The sequence below is a fragment of the Nonomuraea sp. NPDC004702 genome (genome assembly GCF_053601695.1).
This window is the reverse complement of sequence record NZ_JBSGCE010000043.1, coordinates 1-16300: the sequence shown is the minus strand read 5'-3', so window position 1 is coordinate 16300 and position 16300 is coordinate 1. Positions and strand designations below refer to the sequence as shown.

Genomic DNA, 16300 nt, shown 5'->3' with positions numbered 1-16300 from the left:
GCACACTGGATGACGTGCCATCCACCCTGCCCGACGGCGATCCGGCGCCCGCCTCCGGCGAGCTGCCCGACAGCGCGCTGCGCGGGCTCGGCGAGCGCCCGTTCGGCTTCTACGTGCACGTGCCCTTCTGCGTCACCCGCTGCGGCTACTGCGATTTCAACACCTACACCGCCGCCGAGCTAGGGCCCGGCGCCTCCCACCGCGACTACGCCGACACGGTCGTGGCGGAGGTGCGCCTGGCCCGGCGCGTGCTCGGCGACGCCGACCTGCCCGTGGAGACGGTGTTCTTCGGCGGCGGCACGCCCACGCTGCTGCCGCCCGAGGACCTGGCGCGCGTCCTGGCCGCGATCGACGCCGAGTTCGGGCTGCGGCCGGGGGCGGAGGTCACCACCGAGGCCAACCCCGAGTCCGTCGACCCCGCCTACCTCGACAAACTCCGTCAGGGCGGCTTCAACCGGGTCAGCTTCGGCATGCAGAGCGCGCGTGAGCACGTGCTCCAGGTGCTCGACCGCAGGCACACGCCGGGCCGTCCGGCGCGGGCCGTTCAGGAGGCGCGGGCGGCCGGGTTCGAGCACGTCAACCTCGACCTGATCTACAGCACGCCGGGGGAGTCCGACGACGACTGGCGGGCCTCGCTGGCCGCCGCGATCGAGGCCGGGCCGGACCACGTGTCGGCGTACTCGCTGATCGTGGAGGACGGCACCAGGCTCGCGGCCCGGATCCGGCGCGGCGAGCTGCCGATGCCCGACGACGACGTCGCCGCCGACCGCTACCTGATCGCCGAGGAGATGCTGGCCGAGGCCGGTTTCTCCTGGTACGAGGTGTCCAACTGGGCCACCTCCGAGCAGGCCCGCTGCCGGCACAACCTGCTCTACTGGACCGGCGGCGACTGGTGGGCCGCCGGCCCCGGCGCCCACAGCCACGTCGGCGGCACCCGCTGGTGGAACGTCAAGCACCCGGCCGCCTACGCCCAGCGCCTGGCGGCGGACACCTCGCCCGCGCACGCGCGCGAGGTGCTCACCGGCGACGACCGGGCCGCCGAGCGGCTGATGCTGGAGCTGCGGCTGATCTCCGGCTACCCGCTGGCCGAGGTCGCCCCCGGCGCCCGCACGTCCGTGGCGAGCGCGCTGGCGCGCGGGCTGCTGGAGCCCGAGCCGTTCAGGGCGGGCCGGATGGTGCTCACCCTCAAGGGGCGGCTGCTGGCCGACGCCCTGATCACCGAGCTCATGTGACGAGGCGGATGGCGAACGGGTAGCGGTAGTTCTCGCCCCGGTTGGTGGCGATGGCCGCCTGGACGTGGAAGATCAGCGACACGATCCAGATGATCGGGAACAGCAGCAGGCCGACCAGCACGATCGACAGCACCATCGCCACCGCGTAGCCGATGAACATCGTGATCTGGAAGTTCAGCGCCTCGGCCGCCTGATCCCTGACATAGGGGGACTCGTCCTTCTTCATCAGGTAGATGACCAGCGGGCCGATCCACGAGACCAGCAGGCCGAGCAGGTGGGCGAGCATGGCCATCGTGGTGTCGTCGCTGCCGCGGCGCGGGCCGAACCGGCCGGGCACGTACGGCCCGGCGGGGTAGCCGTAGCCCGGCTGCTGCCCGTAGCCCGGAGCCTGGCCGTGGCCGGGGGGCTGGCCGTAGCCGGGCGGCGGGGGCACGTAGGGCGGCGGCGTCGGCATGGGGCCGGGCTGCGGACCGGGCCGGCTCGGCGGCTGCCGCCCGTAGTCGGGCTGGGAGCCCGGCTGCTGCCCGTAGCCGAGCTGGGGGCCCGAGCCCTGGTCGCGGGGCACGTCAGAAGGCGGCACGTCGTAAGGCGGTACGTCAGAGGGCGGGACGTCCGGGGTGGAGTCGTCGGGGGGTGGCGGGGCCTGGCTCATGATGCCTCCGTAACGAAGTCGATCAGTTCCTCGACCCGGCCGAGCAGCTCCGGCTCCAGGTCGGCGTAGGACGAGACGGCGCCCAGAATGCGCCGCCAGGCGTCCGCGGGCTCCATGCGCCAGCCCAGTGCGGCGAGCACGCCCTCCTTCCACGGCACCCCGCGCGGCACGTCGGGCCAGCCCGGGATGCGCAGCACGGACGGTTTGACCGCCTGCCAGATGTCGATGTACGGATGACCCACGACGAGCACGTGCGGCGAGGTGATCCGGGCCGCGATCCGGCTCTCCTTCGACCCCGGCACCAGATGGTCGACCAGCACGCCCAGCCTGCGGCCCGGCTCGGGGGCGAACTCGGCCACGATGGCGGGCAGGTCGTCGACGCCCTCCAGGTACTCGACCACGACCCCCTCGACCCGCAGGTCGTGGCCCCAGATCTTCTCCACGAGCGCGGCGTCGTGCACGCCCTCGACGTAGATCCGGCTCTCCTTGGCGACCCGGGCCCGCAGCCCCTCCACGGCGATGGACCCGGACGCGCTGCGCCTGGGCCCCGCCGGGGCCGCGGCCGCCGGGCGCACCAGCGTCACGGGCCTGCCCTCCAGCAGGAACGCGGCCGGCGCCAGCGGGAACAGGCGGCGTTTGCCGAACCGGTCCTCCAGCGTGACGGCCTCCTTGTCGCAGGCCACCACGGCGCCGCAGAAGCCGCTGTCGGCGTCCTCCACGACCAGGTCGAGTTCGGCGGGCACCTTCGGGATCTTGCCCTTGCCCGGCCGCCGCCAATTGCCCGCCAGCACATCGCCCTCGTACACACGGGGACCGTAGCAAATCACCCGCTGACCGCAAGGCGCTTACGCGCGCCGCTGCGCCGTACGAGGACGACGACGGTTCCGATGATGCCGATGAGCAGCCCGGCGCCGGGGAACAGGAACAGCGCCGCCACCCCGCCGAACAGGCCGCCCGCCGCGGACAGCACGTCACGGCCCACGCCGAAGCGGGCCGACGACTCCTCCTGCGTGGCGCAGGTCAGCTGGTAGTCGCCCTTGGCGGGGGCGTTGACCGCGAGGATCTCCTGCCAGGTGGTGCCGCCGGCGCTGAGCGTCTGGGTGCCGGAGACCTTGACCAGCCTGGCCTGGGCCGGGCCGCCGGAGATCTCGCACTGGTAGTTGACCCGCGTGTCGGTCGCGATGTAGACGGCCGGACGCTTGGCGGGGTCGATCGCGACCTTCACGCTTTCGCCCGACGCGAACGTGCTCGTCGGGGCCATGTCCGAGACGCTGCTCAGCACGCCGCCGGCGAACACGACCACGCCCACGACGCCGAGCACGACGGCCACCGCCCACACGACGGCGATCCACCACAGGCGCGGCTTGATCGCCTTGCCGTCGATCCTGGCCGGGAACTGCGGCTGCCCGCCGTACTGGTTGTGCGGGCCGTACTGGTCGGGGTGGGCGTACTGGTTCTGCTGGCCGTACTGGTTCTGCTGGTCGTACTGGGGCGGGGGGCCGTACTGGGCGGGCGGCTGTTGCTGCTGGTAGGGCGGCTGGCCGTGCTGCTGGGGCTGGTACGGAGGCTGGGCGTACTGGTTCGGCTGACCGTAGTAGGGACCCTGCCCCTGGGGCGGTCCGTACTGCGGGGGCTGGGAATTGTCGGTCATGCGGCAAGTGTGAGGCCTGTCGCTTGTAAGTCGCTAGCAACAGGATGGGACCTGGTGTTATCGCACCTTGTGGGCGAGAGCCGTACACTTGGCACTCGGGAACACGGAGTGCTAGACCTGTCGTTTCCCTGTTAGGCAGAGGCAGGAGGTGAGCACGTGCTCGACGAACGGAAGCTGGCGGTGCTCCGCGCCATTGTCGAAGACTACGTGTCCACCAACGAACCGGTGGGCTCCAAGGCGCTGGCGGAGCGCCACAACCTCAAGGTCTCCCCGGCAACGGTCAGGAACGACATGGCCGCTCTGGAGGAGGACGGGTACATCACCCAGCCGCACACCAGCGCGGGCCGCGTGCCGACGGACAAGGGCTACCGCCTGTTCGTCGACCGGCTCTCGCAGGTCAAGCCCCTGTCGGGGGCCGAGCGGCGGGCGATCGAGACCTTCCTCGCCGGCGCGGTCGACCTCGACGACGTGGTCTTCCGCACCGTGCGGCTGCTCGCGCAGCTCACCAGGCAGGTCGCGGTCGTGCAGTACCCGACGCTGACCCGTTCCACGGTCAGGCACGTCGAGCTGGTCCCGCTCAACGAGCGGCGGGTCATGCTCGTGCTGATCACCAACACCGGGCGCGTCGAGCAGCGCGTGATCGAGCTGCCCGAGGTGGTGGAGGACGACCGCATCGCCCATCTGCGCGCGGTGCTCAACTCCTGCCTCGACGGCTGCGGGCTGAGCAACGTCCCCGAGCTGGTCGCCGACCTGCCCGAGCGACTGCCCGCCGAGGACCGGCCCGCCGTGGCCACGATCCTGTCGGTGCTGCTCGAAACCCTCGTCGAACGCCATGACGAGAAGATCGTGTTCGCCGGCGCGGCCAATCTCGCGGGCGCCGACTTCTCCACCGGCCTGCGCGACGTGCTGGAGGCGCTGGAGGAGCAGGTCGTGCTCATGCGGTTGCTCGGCGAGACATCCACAGACACCCCGTCCGCGCTCACCGTGCGCATCGGCTCGGAAAACCCCTACCTTCGCGGCACGTCCATCGTCGCAACCGGATACGGTTCTGGCGACAACCAACTGGCCCGGCTCGGCGTGCTGGGTCCCACGAGGATGGACTACCCCGTGACGATGGGCGCCGTACGCGCGGTGGCACGCTACGTCAGCCAGATCCTGGCTGCATCTTAAGAGGTCGATAAGTGGCAAACAGCGACTACTACGCCACCCTCGGGGTGCGCCGTGACGCCAGTCAGGACGAGATCAAGAAGGCCTACCGCCGCCTCGCCCGCGAGCTGCACCCCGACGTGAACCCCGATCCTGAGACCCAGGAGCGGTTCAAGGAGATCACGCAGGCCTACGAGGTGCTGTCCGACCCGAACAAGCGCCAGATGTACGACCTGGGCGGCGACCCCTTCGGCGGCGGCGCGGGTGCGGGCGCCGGCGGCTTCGGCGCGGGCTTCCCCTTCAGCGACATCATGGACGCCTTCTTCGGCACCGCGGGCGGCACCCGCGGGCCGCGCTCGCGCGCCAGGAGGGGCCGCAACGCCACCATCCGGGTCGAGCTCGACCTGCGCGAGACGGCGTTCGGCACCACCCGCGAGCTGGTCGTGGACACCGCCGTGCTGTGCGAGGTGTGCCACGGCGCCGGCGCGGCCCCCGGCACCCATCCCGACACCTGTGACATGTGTAACGGGCGCGGCGAGATCTCCCAGGTCACCCGCTCGTTCCTGGGCCAGGTCATGACCTCGCGGCCGTGCCCCCAGTGCGGCGGCTTCGGCAGCATCATCCGCCACCCCTGCCAGGAGTGCTCGGGCGACGGCCGGGTGCGCACCCGCCGTACGATCAAGGTCCGCATCCCCGCGGGCGTCGAGGACGGCACCCACATCCAGCTCGCCGGCGAGGGCGAGGTCGGCCCCGGCGGCGGCCCGCCCGGAGACCTGTTCCTGGAGATCGTCGAACGCGCGCACGAGATCTTCGAGCGGCGCGGCGACGACCTCCACTGCACGGTCCAGATCCCGATGACGGCCGCCGCGCTCGGCACCATCCTCGCGGTCGAGACGCTCGACGGCTCCGAGGAGATCGACGTGCGCCCCGGCACCCAGTCCGGCCAGGTCATCACCATGTACGGGCGCGGCGTGCAGCGGCTCAACGAGTCCGGCAGGGGCGACCTGCTCATCCACGTCAACGTCGAGACCCCGATGCGGCTCGACCAGACGCAGGAGGACCTGCTGCGCGAGCTGTCCAGGCTGCGCGGCGAGGAGCGGCCGCCGGGAAAGTTCGCCCCGGGGCAGCAGGGTTTTTTCTCCCGCCTGCGTGACGCCTTCAACGGCAGGTGACGATCACCCGTGACCGTCCCCGTGTTCCTCGCCGAGGACCTCAACGGCGCCGAGCTCACGCTCGACGGCCCTGAGGGGCGGCACGCGGCCTCCGTGCGGCGCCTGCGCGCCGGCGAGCGGGTCGACCTGACCAACGGCGCGGGCGACGTCGCCGAGTGCGTGGTGCGCGAGGTGTTCAAGGACGCACTCGCGCTCGACGTGCTCGCCCGCTACACCGTCGAGCCGCCCGCGCGGCGGCTGGTGGTCGTCCAGGGGCTGCCCAAGGGCGACAGGGGCGAGCTGGCCGTCGAGATGATGACCGAGGTGGGGGTCGACGTGATCGTGCCCTGGGCCGCCTCGCGCAGCATCACGCAGTGGAAGGGCGACAAGATCGCCAAGGCGCTGGGCCGGTGGCGTGCCACGGCCCGCGAGGCCGGCAAGCAGGCGCGCCGGTTCCACCTGCCGCAGGTGGCCGAGCTCGCCTCCACCGCCCAGGTCGAGGGGCTGCTGGCCGACGCGGCGCTGGGGCTCGTGCTGCACGAGGAGGCCGCCGAGCCGCTGTCGAAGGTGGCGCTGCCGCCCGGCGGCGACATCGTCGTCGTCGTGGGGCCGGAGGGCGGGGTCTCGGCGGAGGAGCTGCGCAGGTTCGCCGCGGCCAAGGCGGTGCCCGTGCTGCTCGGGCCGACCGTGCTGCGCACCTCCACGGCGGGGGTGGCGGCGGCGGCCGTGCTGCTCGCGCGTACCGGGCGCTGGTGATCCCAGCTCAGGGTGTCGTGTGCGGCACGTCCACCAGCGGGCTGCTCAGGTCGCTCGGGCCGGTGGGCAGGTCGTCCGGCGGGCACTCGTCGGAGGGGCACGACGTCGGCGATTCGGTCGTCTCCGGCGGGGTCGGCGTGGGGGTCGGCGTGATCTCGGGGCACTCCTGGTCGCCGGCGGGCTCGCCGCTCGGGCAGGGCGTCGAGGACGGCGTCGGCGACGGCGTGGGCTGTCTGGTCGACCTGGCCGTCTCCGAGGGCCGGTGGGTCTCGCTGTGGCTCGGCGGCACGATCACCGCGGGCGGCGGCTCGGCGCTGTGACTGTCGCGCCTGGGCGGCGTGGACAGCCTGGTCGAGGAGTTGCCGGGGGTGGTGGTCGAGTTGTCCACCACCTTGACGGGCGTCTCGAAGATCTGGGAGCGCAGCCCGGGAACGACCATCACGATCGTCCCCGCCACCAGCACGGCGCTGACCGCCGCCGCGCCCGCACGCCACCAGAACAGGTTACGGACGCCGCGCCGCTCGATGCGGGCGCGGATGATCTGCAGTCCTTCCGGCGAGGGCACGACCGCGTCCGCCTCCGCGCGGAGCGCACGGCGCAGGACGTCGCCGTACTCGTCGGGGGGCTGGGTCATGACATCTTCTCCAGGACGGACCGCAACGCGGCCATTCCACGGGCGGTGTGGCTCTTGACCGCGCCCTTGCTGATGCCCATGGCGTGGGCGATCTCAGCTTCGGACAGATCTCCGTAATAACGCAGAACCAGTGCTTCTCTCTGTCGGGTCGGCAGGGCGCGTAACGCCTCGATGACGGCGGAGCGTTCCAGCTCGCCGATCGCGCCGTTCTCGGCGCTCGGGGCGTCCGGCAGGCCCTTGGGGGCGTACTTCTCGACGACCGCGCGGTGACGCAGCACGGAACGGGACCGGTTGACGACAGACTGACGCAGGTAAGCGAGTGCTTTGTCGGGATCGCGCAGTCTGCGCCAGGCGCCGTGAATGGCGACGAACGCGTCCTGCACGACTTCCTCGGCGGTTGCCATGTCACGCACCAGCAACACCGCGAGACGCACCAATGACCGGAAATGCGCGCTGTAGAGCGCGGTCACGGCCATGTCGGCATCCCACCCGACCGGCACCGCCCCCATCGACCTGTCGGCCAGAAGGGTTTCGGTGGTCACATCAGTGGGACGCGCGGCCTTCCCAGAGGGTTTACTCTCTTCCGGTTCTGAAGGTTTCCCCGGTTCCTTAGGGTGCATTACCCAGTCGTGTTCCTCGCCAGGTGGCGCTCGCCCGACCCTGAATCAACTTTTTTGCTCTGAAGTGTCGCACACTCACCCTAACCGCGCGGATCTTCGGGCGCACGACACCACGGATTACCGATTCGCAACGGACTGCCGAACGGTCGCTCTCGATAGGGTACTGCCGTGAGCGACTGCCTCTTCTGCAAAATCGTGGCCAAGGAAATTCCGGCCGACGTCGTCTACGAGAACGCCAGGGCGCTGGCGTTCCGCGACGTCAATCCGCAGGCCCCGACGCACGTGCTGGTCATCCCGCGCGCGCACCACCCCGACGCGGCCTCCATGGCCGCCGCCGACGACGGGCTCGCCGACGACGTGCTCAAGGCCGCGCACGCCGTCGCCGTCCAGGACGGCGTGGCCGAGGGGGGCTACCGGATCGTCTTCAACACCGGGCCCGGCGCCGGCCAGACCGTCTTCCACGTGCACGCCCATGTTCTCGGAGGGCGTGACCTCACGTGGCCGCCCGGCTGATATTGACGCGAGCAATCAGCCTGGTGCCGGATACGATGGGCGGAGAAGAACACCGAACAGACCGGGAGGCATCAGGCCGCTGGCCTGCCCATGTCCGAACTACATGAATCCCGACGCACGGCACCTCCCTCGCGCACTCAAGCCAAGGTGCTGATTCCGGACGAATACCCGATGGTCAGCCTCCTCGGCTCCCGTGACGAGCTGCTTCGCGTCATCGAGGGCGCCTTCAGGGCCGACATCCACGTGCGGGGCAACGAGATCACCGTCACCGGCAGCCCCGACGAGAGCGGCGCGGTCGTGCGCCTGTTCGAGGAGCTGGTCGAGGTGCTGCGCAGCGGGGGCGAGCTCACGCCCGACGCGGTCGAGCGGAGCATCGCCATGCTGCGCATGACCTCCGACCGTCCGGCCGAGGTGCTCTCGCTCGACATCCTGTCCTCCCGCGGCCGCACGATCAGGCCGAAGACCGTCAACCAGAAGCGGTACGTCGACGCGATCGACCAGCACACGATCGTGTTCGGCATCGGGCCCGCGGGCACCGGCAAGACGTACCTGGCGATGGCCAAGGCCGTGCGCGCGCTGCAGGAGAAGCGGGTCAACCGCATCATCCTGACCAGGCCGGCGGTCGAGGCGGGCGAGCGGCTCGGCTTCCTGCCCGGCACCCTCTACGAGAAGATCGACCCCTACCTGCGGCCGCTCTACGACGCGCTGCACGACATGGTCGACCCCGACTCGATCCCGAAGCTGATGGCCGCGGGCACGATCGAGGTCGCGCCGCTGGCGTACATGCGCGGCCGTACCCTCAACGACGCCTTCATCATCCTCGACGAGGCCCAGAACTCCTCGGCCGAGCAGATGAAGATGTTCCTGACCCGGCTGGGGTTCAACTCCAAGATCGTGGTGACCGGCGACGTGACCCAGGTCGACCTGCCCTCGGGCACGGTGAGCGGGCTGCGGGTCGTCCAGGACATCCTGGAGGGCATCCCCGACATCCACTTCGCCCGCCTGTCCAGCGCCGACGTGGTGCGCCACAAGCTGGTGAGCGACATCGTCGACGCCTACGGGCGCTACGACGCCACCCAGGCCGCCCAGGAGCCGAAGGCCATCCACCGGGGGAAACGACGCCCGTGAGCATCGAGATCAACAACGAGTCCGGCGTCGGCGTCGACGAGGAGAACCTCGTCGCGCTGGCCACCCACGTGCTCGGCGAGATGGGCATCAACCCGCTCGCCGAGCTGTCCATCGTGGTGGTCGACGAAGACGCCATGTCCGAGCTGCACGAGAAGTGGATGGGCGAGCCAGGCCCGACCGACGTGCTGGCCTTCCCGATGGACGAGCTGCGTCCCGGCGGCGGCGCGCGCGGCGACGGCGAGAGCCCGGCCGACCCGGCGCTGCTCGGCGACGTCGTGCTCTGCCCGCAGGTCGCGGCCAGGCAGGCCAAGGAGGCCGGGCACAGCGCCCAGGCCGAGCTGGAGCTGCTGTGCACCCACGGCATCCTGCACCTGCTCGGCTACGACCACGCCGAGCCCGAGGAGCACAAGGAGATGTTCGGGCTGCAGGCCCAGATGCTCGAGTCCTGGCAGGAGGTGCGCGACTCGCGGTGAACGCCTGGTTGCTGTGGGCCATCGCCCTTGTGATCATCGGTGGCCTGATCGCCAGTGCGGAAACGGCACTGACGCGCATCTCCCGGGTGCGCGCGGAGGAGTTCGTGCGCGAGGGCCGGCGCGGGGCCGATCGGCTCCAGGCCATCGTCACCGACCCGCCCCGCTACCTCAACCTGCTCCTGCTGCTGCGCCTGAGCTGCGAGCTGGTGGCGACGGTCATCGCCACGCTGCTGTTCATCGACCTCATGCACGACCAGGGCTGGGCCTACGTGGCCGCCGCGGCCGTCATGATCGTGGTCAGCTACGTCGTCGTCGGGGTCATGCCGCGGACGCTGGGGCGCCAGCACGCCGAGCCGGTCGCGCTGGCCGGGGCGCCGATCGTCTACGGCCTGACCCGCATCTTCGGCCCGCTGCCCAAGCTGCTCATCCTGCTCGGCAACGCCCTGACCCCCGGCAAGGGCTTCCGCGACGGCCCCTTCACCTCCGAGGCCGAGCTGCGCGACCTGGTCGACCTGGCCGAGGAGCGCCGGGTGATCGAGCCGGACGAGCGCGAGATGATCCACTCGGTCTTCGAGCTGGGCGACACGCTGGTCCGCGAGGTCATGGTGCCCCGCACCGACATGGTCTACATCGAGCGCGGCAAGACGATCAGCCAGGCGCTGTCGCTCGCGCTGCGCAGCGGCTTCTCCCGCATCCCGGTCGTGGGCGAGAACGAGGACGACGTCATCGGCATCGCCTACCTCAAGGACATCGCCCGCAAGATCCACGAGTCGGGCGAGGGCGGCGGCAAGGAGACGGTCGAGTCGATCATGCGGCGGGCCGCGTACGTGCCGGAGAGCAAGCCCATCGACCAGCTCATGCGCGAGATGCAGGCCCGGCAGATCCACATCGCGATCGTCATCGACGAGTACGGCGGCACCGCCGGCCTGGTCACCATCGAAGACGTCCTGGAGGAGATCGTCGGCGAGATCACCGACGAGTACGACCAGGAGGCCCCGCGCGTGGAGACCATGTCCGAGGGCGCGCTGCGGGTGACCGCCCGCATGCCGGTCGACGAGCTGGGCGAGCTGTTCGACACCGAGATCGAGGTCGACGACGTCGAGACCGTCGGCGGCCTGCTGGCCCACGCGCTCGGCCGGGTGCCGATCGCCGGGTCGCAGGCGGAGGTGGCCGGGCTGGAGCTGACGGCCGAGAGCCTGGCCGGGCGGCGCAACCGCATCAGCACGGTCGTCGTCCGCCGGGTCGCGCCGTCCGCGGAGGACGACGTCCAGGCCGCCGCCGACCGTGACTGACCACTTTGCGGGGAGATGTCGCAAGCGTTCTACAAGTCGTCTGCAAGCGGGGTCCGGCAGTCTCATACCTGACACCCGGTGCGGTGGGTGTCACGAGGAAGCGTCCGAACGCCGGGTGGGGTTCGCGGCCGGAGGGCGCTCCTGGGGGGACGACGGCGTTCCGGCCAGCTAGCCGGCCAGGACGTCGATCGGCGTAAAGGGTGTTCTCGTCTGGAAACCGGGCGAGGGCACCCTTTTTGCGTTTGGTGGAACCTCTGCGGAGATTGCCGCATTCGTCGCCGGGGGAGGCTGCGGTCCAGGGGGAATCATGAAAGCGCGGATCATCGTGTACGGGCTGCTGGCCGCGACCCTGGCGGGCTGCGCGGGCAGCGGCGGCGGGGCGGACGGGAAGGTGGCGGCCGTCGTCGACGCCCAGGCCATGGCCCAGCTCCGGGAGGTGCTCACCAGGCGGCCGAGCCTGCCGGACGGCTTCGCGCAACGGCCGGAGCAGGCCTGGCGGGTGCCGTTCGGCCGGGTGGACCAGGCGTGCCGGGCCGCGCTCGACGTGGCGGCCGGGCACGCGCCCGAGGAGGGGCTCACCGGCCAGGCGGCGGTCAGCTACCAGGGGGACGGCCTGGGCGAGCGGGCGGCCGTCGGCCTGGCCAGGTACGCCGGCGACGAGGCCGAGGCGCGCTTCGACGACCTCAGCGACGCCCTGGAGTCGTGCAGGGAGATCCGGACGTCGGGCGGCACCGCCCTGCGGGCCCGCAGGCTGGACGTCGGCGACGCCGCCCGCTCCGGGGACGAGGCCGCCGCGGCACGGCTGCGCGGACGGCTGAACGGCTACCCGTACGCCCTCGACGTCGTGCTGTCGCGGGACGGCGACACGCTGGTGTCGGTCGTGCACGCGGGCATGAGCGACGTCGACCGGGACCGGACGAGGAAGCTGGTCGCCGCCCTGCTGTCGATGTCCACGGCCTAACCTGGTTCCCGTGACTCTCGATCCTGAAGACAGCAAGATCATCACCCTGGCGCGGGCGGTCAGGGCGCGCAACGAGGCCGCCGAGGGCGCCGCCGTGCGCGACGAGACCGGCCGCACGTACTCGGCGACCGGCGTCGCGTTGTCGTCGCTGAGGCTGTCGGCCGTGCAGGTCGCGGTGGCCATGGCGGTCTCCGGCGGCGCGCGCTCGCTGGAGGCGGTCGCGCTGGTGACGGCGGGCGAGCCGGACCCGGCCGACGAGGCGGTCGCGGCCGAGCTGGGCGTCAAAGCCCTGCTCGTGGCCGGTCCCGACGGCACGCTGAGGTCCTGACGTGGCCATGTCGCCGTTCCTGGCCCGGTTGCGCGCCAAGATCGGCAACGACCTGCTCATGCTGCCGTCGGTCAACGGGTGCGTCTTCGACCGCGCCGGGCGGGTGCTGATGGCCCGGCACGGCGACGACGGCCTGTGGGCCACCCCCGGCGGCGGCGTCGACCCCGGCGAGCGCCCGCAGGACGCGGTGGTCAGGGAGCTGCGCGAAGAGCTGGCCATCGAGGTCGAGGTGCGCGGGCTGGTCGGCGTCTACGGCGGCCCCGAGTACCGCACGGTCTACCCCAACGGCCACGAGGTGGCGTACGTCATCGCCATGTACGCCTGCACCCTCGCCGCCGGCACGCCGACCCCCGACGGCGAGGAGATCAACGACTACCGGTGGGTGACCGAGCACGAGGCCGGCGGCCTGACGACGCCGGCCTGGACACCCCTGGCGCTGCCCGACGCGTTCGCCTGGTGGCGTGAACATGGCAGCTGATAAGCGACAATGCACAATGTGACTTCGCCAGACAATCATCGCGCCGGATTCGCCTGCTTCGTGGGAAGGCCGAACGTCGGCAAGTCCACATTGATGAACGCCCTGGTCGGCGCCAAGGTGGCGATCACTTCGTCCAAGCCGCAGACGACCAGGCGGGTCATCAGGGGCATCGTGCACCGCCCCGACGCCCAGATCGTCATCGTGGACACGCCGGGCCTGCACCGGCCGCGCACCCTCCTCGGCGAGCGACTGGACAGCCTGGTGCTGTCCACGCTCACCGAGGTCGACGTGATCGGCTTCTGCGTGCCGGCCAACGAGCCGATCGGCAAGGGCGACCGCTTCATCGCCGACAAGCTGGCGGCGGTGAAGAAGACGCCAGTGGTCGCCGTGGTGACCAAGTGCGACCTGGCGAGCCGGGAGCAGGTCGCCCAGCAGCTGCTCGCGGTGTCGCAGGTGGCCGAGTTCGCGGCGGTCGTGCCGGTGTCGGCGCAGTCGGGCGAGCAGCTCGACGTGCTGGGCGACGTGCTGATCGAGCACCTGCCCGAGTCGCCGCCGCTGTACGAGGGCGGGCAGCTCACCGACGAGCCCGAGCAGGTGATGGTGGGCGAGCTCATCAGGGAGGCGGCCCTGGAGGGCGTGCGCGACGAGCTGCCGCACTCGATCGCCGTGGTCGTCGACGAGATGATGCCCCGCGAGGGCCGCGACGACCTGCTCGACATCTACGCCCACATGTTCGTCGAGCGGCCCTCCCAGAAGGCCATCGTCATCGGGCACAAGGGCGAGCGGCTGCGCGACGTGGGCACCAAGGCCCGCAAGCAGATCGAGGCGCTGCTCGGCACGCGGGTCTACCTCGACCTGCGGATCAGCGTGGCCAAAGACTGGCAGCGCGACCCCAAGCAGCTGCGCCGCCTCGGCTTCTTCGACTGACCCCGCCGGTGATCCCGCCGGGCCGGGCGGTCAGCGTGCGCGGCGCACCAGGGCCAGCACGGACAGCACCACGATCGCGACCGAGCAGGCCAGCGCGGCGAACCAGCCGAACCTGATGACCGGCTCGACCGACAGCAGCCCGCCCAGGTCGATGGAGAGCCGGTCGCCGACGCGCTGCGGGTCGGCGACGAACATCACCAGCAGCAGCGTGGCCACCGCGCCCGGCACCACCGCCAGCGCCGCCACGCGCGGCCGGCCGCCCAGCAGGCCCGTGACGCCGAGCGCCAGCGCGGCCAGCCCGGCGAGCAGCGTGTAGAGGCCCGTGCTGACGTCGACGCCGCGCACGTCGTCGGAGACGCCGGCGCCGATCAGGTCGCTGCGGGCCTCGACGCCGGCCCAGGGCATGATCGCGGTGAGCACCAGGAGGGCGGCCGCGACGGCGACGGCCAGCGCGGCGCCGCGGCGGGCGGACGTCGTCCGGGCGGGCTTGAGGTCATCGGCCACACGATCACTGTAAGCCGCGCCCCCGGCCCCCACCACCCGACGCGACGGACTCGTCACCAAGCCGAGCAGCGGGGGCGGCGGGGGACGGGGTCAGGGGGTGGAGAGGAAGGCGCGGGCGTTGGCGGCGGCACGGCGGTCGCCGGTCTCGTCGAAGACCTCCAGGGCGGCCGCGGCCAGCTCGCGGGCGCGCCCGGCGGCCCCCTCGGCCCGGTTGACCCCGGCCAGGGCCAGCAGCGCGTACGCGTCCAGCAGGCGGTCGCCGAGCCGTACGGCGATGCCCCTGGCACGTTCGGCGGCCGACCTGGCGTCGGCCTTGGCGCCCTGCGCCAGCCGTACGGCGGCCAGGTCGAGCAGGGTGTCGGCCTGCCGATGACGGTCGCCCAGCTCCGTCAGGTGACCGACGGCCGCCAGGAGGTGGACGGCGGCCTCCTCCAGCCGGCCCGCGCGGCGCAGCACCGCGCCGAGCACGCGCTCGGCGTCGGCGGCGTCCCGCTGGTGGTCGGCTGCCTCCAGGCAGGCCAGCAGCGCCCGCTCGGCCTCCTCAAGCCGGTCCCGCTCCAGGTGCACCCGGCCCAGGCGGCGGCGGGTGTGGTTGACGTCGCGGGTGCGGCCCTGCCGCAGGAACATGCCGAGCGCCAGCCGCAGCTTCTCGTGGGCCAGGTCCCATTCGCGCTCGGCCAGGTGCAGGTCGCCCTGGCCGAGCAGGACGAGCGCCTCACCCCGGTCGTCGCCGGCCCGCCGCGCGGACTCCAGCGCCCGCTCCGAGACCGCCCGCCAGTCGTCGAGGAACCGGTGCCGCTCCAGGTACGGCCCCAGCAGGTGCGCCAGCCGCCAGCACGGCTCGTCGAGCCCGGCGGCGTGCAGGTCGGCCACCAGGCTCACCAGGAACGGCCGCTCGGCGTCCAGCCACTCGACCGACTCCCTGATGTCCCTGGTCGCCACGGCCGTGGCGGGGTCGCCCGACACCAGCGAGAAGCGCGAGGCGCGCACCCGGGCCAGAACGAGCTCCGACACCTCGGCCAGCACGCCCGGCAGCGGCTGCTCGCGCGCGAACAGCCGGGTCAGGTCGTGCATGCGGTAGCGGATCTGGCCGGCCGCGTCCACGCCGTGCGTCTCCAGCAGGCCGGCGTCCACCAGGGCCTCGGCGCCGCCGCCGAGCCGGTCGGTGAGCCAGTCGGCGAAGTCGGGGGCCGACAGGGCGCCGAGGCCGCGTAACGTCCGCCTGGCCGGTTCGGGCAGCCCGTCGTAGCCGATGGCGAACACGCTGCGGACCGTCTGGTCGCCCGCGTGCAGCCGGTCGAGCCGCTTGTGCTCGTCCTCAAGAAGGCCCACCAGGTAGTCCACCGTCCAGTTCGGGCGGGCCGCCAGCCTGGACGCGGCGATGCGCAGCGCGATCGGCAGGCCGCCGCAGAAGCGGGCCAGCCGGTGCAGCGCCTCGTCCGCGGGCCGTCCGGAGCCGGCCACGAGCAGGGCCAGGGCGTCCTGCTGACCGAGCACGCCGACCGACAGCCGGGTCGCGCCGGTCAGGCCGCCCAGCGACGAGCGGCTGGTCACGACCGTCGGGCAGGACGTCAGCAGCGGGCGCACCTGGGCCTCGCCGGCGGCGTTGTCCAGCAGGACCAGCAGGCGGCGGTTGGCCGTGTAGGTGCGGAACAGGCGCTCGCGCTGCTCCAGCCCGGCCGGGATGGCCTGGGCCGGGCAGCCGAGCCAGCGCAGGAAGTCCTCCAGGACGGCCGAGGGGGCCGTGGTCTCGCGCAGGTCGGCATACAGGATGCCGTCGGGGAAGGACTCGCGGGCCCGCCAGGCGGCGTGCACGGCCAGGGCCGACTTGCCTGCGCCGGCCTGGCCGTGCAC

General features: G+C 72.0%; 18 protein-coding genes and 1 pseudogene. 12 read left to right on the top strand and 7 right to left on the bottom strand.

Features of this window, described 5'->3' with window-relative positions:
• Nucleotides 1–14: 14 nt before the first annotated feature.
• Nucleotides 15–1232, top strand: coding sequence for a radical SAM family heme chaperone HemW (gene hemW / locus ACWEJ6_RS37880; RefSeq protein WP_452430109.1), 1218 nt, complete (start codon nt 15–17; stop codon nt 1230–1232).
• Here hemW and ACWEJ6_RS37875 read toward each other — a convergent pair.
• Genes ACWEJ6_RS37875 through ACWEJ6_RS37865 form a run of 3 tightly spaced genes read right to left on the bottom strand, consistent with a single transcriptional unit; the run spans nt 1225 to nt 3535 of the window.
• Nucleotides 1225–1884, bottom strand: coding sequence for a DUF4870 domain-containing protein (locus ACWEJ6_RS37875; protein WP_449913753.1), 660 nt, complete (start codon nt 1882–1884; stop codon nt 1225–1227). The genes hemW and ACWEJ6_RS37875 overlap by 8 nt on opposite strands.
• Nucleotides 1881–2690 carry a DUF3097 domain-containing protein gene (locus ACWEJ6_RS37870; protein ID WP_452430106.1) on the bottom strand — a complete coding sequence of 270 codons (810 nt, stop codon included), beginning with the start codon at nt 2688–2690 and terminating at the stop codon, nt 1881–1883. The genes ACWEJ6_RS37875 and ACWEJ6_RS37870 overlap by 4 nt, the downstream gene beginning before the upstream one ends.
• Nucleotides 2691–2707: 17 nt before the next feature.
• Nucleotides 2708–3535, bottom strand: coding sequence for a hypothetical protein (locus ACWEJ6_RS37865; protein WP_387672464.1), 828 nt, complete (start codon nt 3533–3535; stop codon nt 2708–2710).
• A 156-nt stretch (nt 3536–3691) separates the two neighbouring features.
• On the opposite strand from ACWEJ6_RS37865, the gene hrcA reads away from it, so the two are divergent.
• The 3 genes from hrcA to ACWEJ6_RS37850 are packed head-to-tail and all read left to right on the top strand — an operon-like array spanning nt 3692 to nt 6588.
• Nucleotides 3692–4705 carry a heat-inducible transcriptional repressor HrcA gene (hrcA, locus tag ACWEJ6_RS37860; protein ID WP_387672467.1) on the top strand — a complete coding sequence of 338 codons (1014 nt, stop codon included), beginning with the start codon at nt 3692–3694 and terminating at the stop codon, nt 4703–4705.
• An 11-nt stretch (nt 4706–4716) separates the two neighbouring features.
• Nucleotides 4717–5853 carry a molecular chaperone DnaJ gene (gene dnaJ, locus ACWEJ6_RS37855; RefSeq protein ID WP_397160657.1) on the top strand — a complete coding sequence of 379 codons (1137 nt, stop codon included), beginning with the start codon at nt 4717–4719 and terminating at the stop codon, nt 5851–5853.
• A gap of 9 nt (nt 5854–5862) precedes the next feature.
• Nucleotides 5863–6588 carry a 16S rRNA (uracil(1498)-N(3))-methyltransferase gene (locus ACWEJ6_RS37850; RefSeq protein WP_452430103.1) on the top strand — a complete coding sequence of 242 codons (726 nt, stop codon included), beginning with the start codon at nt 5863–5865 and terminating at the stop codon, nt 6586–6588.
• 7 nt (nt 6589–6595) lie between these two features.
• Here ACWEJ6_RS37850 and ACWEJ6_RS37845 read toward each other — a convergent pair whose 3' ends face one another.
• Together ACWEJ6_RS37845 and ACWEJ6_RS37840 are read right to left on the bottom strand one after the other, a co-directional pair.
• Nucleotides 6596–7222, bottom strand: a complete 627-nt coding sequence (locus ACWEJ6_RS37845; protein ID WP_452430101.1) for a hypothetical protein — start codon at nt 7220–7222, stop codon at nt 6596–6598.
• On the bottom strand, nt 7219–7731 hold the full coding sequence (locus ACWEJ6_RS37840) for a SigE family RNA polymerase sigma factor (protein ID WP_049573205.1): 513 nt from the start codon (nt 7729–7731) through the stop codon (nt 7219–7221). Before ACWEJ6_RS37840 ends, ACWEJ6_RS37845 begins: the two co-directional genes overlap by 4 nt.
• Before the next feature lie 279 nt (nt 7732–8010).
• On the opposite strand from ACWEJ6_RS37840, the gene ACWEJ6_RS37835 reads away from it, so the two are divergent.
• The 8 genes from ACWEJ6_RS37835 (at nt 8011) to era (ending at nt 13942) form a co-directional block, all read left to right on the top strand.
• Nucleotides 8011–8355, top strand: coding sequence for a histidine triad nucleotide-binding protein (locus ACWEJ6_RS37835; RefSeq protein WP_452430099.1), 345 nt, complete (start codon nt 8011–8013; stop codon nt 8353–8355).
• Between the two features lie 90 nt (nt 8356–8445).
• Nucleotides 8446–9483 carry a PhoH family protein gene (locus ACWEJ6_RS37830; protein ID WP_352352470.1) on the top strand — a complete coding sequence of 346 codons (1038 nt, stop codon included), beginning with the start codon at nt 8446–8448 and terminating at the stop codon, nt 9481–9483.
• Complete coding sequence (gene ybeY / locus ACWEJ6_RS37825) at nt 9480–9956, top strand: rRNA maturation RNase YbeY (protein WP_352329052.1); 477 nt, start codon at nt 9480–9482, stop codon at nt 9954–9956. The genes ACWEJ6_RS37830 and ybeY overlap by 4 nt, the downstream gene beginning before the upstream one ends.
• On the top strand, nt 9953–11248 hold the full coding sequence (locus tag ACWEJ6_RS37820) for a hemolysin family protein (RefSeq protein ID WP_397160652.1): 1296 nt from the start codon (nt 9953–9955) through the stop codon (nt 11246–11248). Before ybeY ends, ACWEJ6_RS37820 begins: the two co-directional genes overlap by 4 nt.
• Nucleotides 11249–11555: 307 nt before the next feature.
• The gene (locus ACWEJ6_RS37815; protein WP_387672478.1) at nt 11556–12209 is read left to right on the top strand and encodes a hypothetical protein; all 654 of its coding nucleotides are present in this window, start codon (nt 11556–11558) and stop codon (nt 12207–12209) included.
• Nucleotides 12210–12219: 10 nt separating this feature from the next.
• Nucleotides 12220–12537 (top strand): cytidine deaminase, encoded by a 318-nt coding sequence (locus ACWEJ6_RS37810; protein ID WP_387672480.1) that lies wholly within the window; start codon nt 12220–12222, stop codon nt 12535–12537.
• Nucleotides 12538–12544: 7 nt separating this feature from the next.
• Entirely contained in the window at nt 12545–13015 is a 471-nt protein-coding gene (locus tag ACWEJ6_RS37805; RefSeq protein ID WP_352352474.1) for an NUDIX domain-containing protein, read from the top strand.
• An 18-nt stretch (nt 13016–13033) separates the two neighbouring features.
• A complete protein-coding gene (gene era, locus ACWEJ6_RS37800; RefSeq protein ID WP_387672483.1) occupies nt 13034–13942 on the top strand; it encodes a GTPase Era in 909 nt (302 codons plus the stop codon).
• 30 nt (nt 13943–13972) lie between these two features.
• On the opposite strand, the gene ACWEJ6_RS37795 is transcribed toward era, so the two are convergent.
• Nucleotides 13973–14446, bottom strand: a complete 474-nt coding sequence (locus ACWEJ6_RS37795) for a hypothetical protein (protein ID WP_387672486.1) — start codon at nt 14444–14446, stop codon at nt 13973–13975.
• 90 nt (nt 14447–14536) lie between these two features.
• Nucleotides 14537–16300: pseudogene (locus ACWEJ6_RS37790) on the bottom strand (AfsR/SARP family transcriptional regulator); the annotation flags it as partial.

Coding starts and splice junctions, on each gene's coding strand:
- ACWEJ6_RS37805 (WP_352352474.1), top strand. CDS start 12,545: ATGTCGCCGTTCCTGGCCCGGTTGCGCGCCAAGATCGGCAACGACCTG.
- ACWEJ6_RS37840 (WP_049573205.1), bottom strand. CDS start 7,731: ATGGGGGCGGTGCCGGTCGGGTGGGATGCCGACATGGCCGTGACCGCG.
- ACWEJ6_RS37845 (WP_452430101.1), bottom strand. CDS start 7,222: ATGACCCAGCCCCCCGACGAGTACGGCGACGTCCTGCGCCGTGCGCTC.
- ACWEJ6_RS37875 (WP_449913753.1), bottom strand. CDS start 1,884: ATGAGCCAGGCCCCGCCACCCCCCGACGACTCCACCCCGGACGTCCCG.
- ACWEJ6_RS37830 (WP_352352470.1), top strand. CDS start 8,446: ATGTCCGAACTACATGAATCCCGACGCACGGCACCTCCCTCGCGCACT.
- ACWEJ6_RS37865 (WP_387672464.1), bottom strand. CDS start 3,535: ATGACCGACAATTCCCAGCCCCCGCAGTACGGACCGCCCCAGGGGCAG.
- ACWEJ6_RS37815 (WP_387672478.1), top strand. CDS start 11,556: ATGAAAGCGCGGATCATCGTGTACGGGCTGCTGGCCGCGACCCTGGCG.